Origin of the sequence: Vibrio sp. Vb1026 (genome assembly GCF_033338745.1) — a bacterium.
Taxonomy (GTDB): Bacteria; Pseudomonadota; Gammaproteobacteria; order Enterobacterales; family Vibrionaceae; genus Vibrio; species Vibrio alginolyticus.
Window position 1 is genome coordinate 1 of record NZ_JAWOTH010000195.1, and the last position, 1,057, is coordinate 1,057.

The window sequence follows — 1,057 nt, forward strand, 5'->3', positions numbered from 1 at the left end:
TCCAAAGCCAAAAGCACCAACGCAAACTATTTCGGATGAAGAAAGACAATTATTATTAAGCGATGTAAATACAACATTAAAAGACTTTGAAAAATATAAGAAATAACAGGAGGAATAAAATATGGAAATTAAAAGTAAATTCCCATTCCGAGTTGGGTTACAATTTTTTGCAGCACGATCTAAAACAATGATGGATATGAAACGTGATTTACAGATGTTAGGTGAAGAAGTTGTAAACGCAAGTGAGGCATTAAGATCTAAATTAACGGATGCAACAATTACATCTGAAGAGTTAGCTGATTTAAAGAGAGCAAAGTCATTCGCGCAGGAAAGATTTGATGCAGCAGAAGCTGAATACAAAGAAATGGAGCAAGAGCAGCGTTCTAGACTTCAAAGACAAGAGCCTATTTTAGCAGCCGAGAATAATGAAGAACGCATGATTGCAGCGAAAGCAGAATACTATCGTTCTATTTTAACAGGACAATCTGTTAGTGAGGAAACAAGAAATCTACTAGGGACAAAACAAACGACATCAACTGGTGGGGAAAAATTCTTACCAACAACACTATCTAATCAGATTGTATCTGAACCAAAACAAAAGAATCCGCTTCGTCCGAAAATGACATTAACTAATATTAAGGGGCTAGAGCGTCCGAAAATTAGTTTTGAGCTTGATGATGATGATTTTGTTACTGATGAAGAGACAGCGAAAGAATTGGAAGTCACAGGGGATAAAGTTTCGTTTGGACGCCATAAAGTGAAAGTTAAAGCGCGTATTTCTGATTCGGTTATTCATGGAAGTGATTTGGATTTAGTTACAGAAGTTGAATCAGCACTTCAAGCAGCACTTGCAGTGAAAGAAAAACGTTTAACATTTGCGGAATCCCCTAAAAAGGGTACTGAGCACATGTCATTATATGAGCCAGGTAAAATTAAAGCTGTCACTGGTGGGAATATGATTGAAGCAATTATTAATGCTTTAGGTGACCTAGGTGATGATTATCAAGAAAATGTAAGTGTAACAATGCGTCGTCAAGATTATTATGCATCACTAAAA

General features: G+C 36.2%; 1 protein-coding gene. It reads left to right on the top strand.

Features of this window, described 5'->3' with window-relative positions:
* Window positions 1-121: 121 nt before the first annotated feature.
* On the top strand, window positions 122-1,057 hold a 936-nt coding region (locus R7E47_RS25250), incomplete at its 3' end, for a phage major capsid protein (RefSeq protein WP_318085547.1).